The following is a 546-nucleotide window of genomic DNA, read 5'->3' on the forward strand; positions in this document are numbered from 1 at the left end:
AAAATAGATTATATTCAAAAAATGAGCACTAAGAAGAATATTAAATTATATAATGGCAGAGTAAAACTTGAAGTGCGACATAAACCACCTAATTAATTTAAAGGGTTTATGGAGTATATAAAATTGTCATACCATCATCTTAACTTTGAAGATCGTACTGCATTAATGCTTGAGTCAAGAAAAGAAGGCTTTTCAGCCAGAAAATTTGCTGAACTCATTAAAAGACATCCTAGTACGATCTATCGTGAGCTTAAAAGAAATAGCATCAATGACGTTTATCAAGCTCGATATGCTTCTGATAACACCTTCGCTAGACGTAGACGTGGTCACAGAAAACTCAAAATCGATTCAATCCTCTGGAAATTTATTGTTGAAGCGATCCGTTGTTTATGGTCTCCTCAGCAAATAGCAAAGCGTTTAAAGACATTTCCTGATTTGGATCAAACAATGAATGTAAGCCATACAACGATTTATTCAACGATACGCGCATTACCAAAGGGTGAGTTGAAAAAAGACTTATTATCCTGTCTGCGTCATGAAAATAAA

At 34.1% G+C, this 546-nt stretch carries 1 pseudogene; it reads left to right on the top strand.

The annotated features are described in order from the left end of the window. Positions 1 to 108: 108 nt before the first annotated feature. Positions 109 to 546, top strand: a pseudogene (locus IRQ78_RS20430) (IS30-like element ISAba125 family transposase); the annotation flags it as partial.

Origin of the sequence: Pseudoalteromonas simplex (assembly GCF_015278155.1) — a bacterium.
Classification (GTDB): domain Bacteria; phylum Pseudomonadota; class Gammaproteobacteria; order Enterobacterales; family Alteromonadaceae; genus Pseudoalteromonas; species Pseudoalteromonas simplex.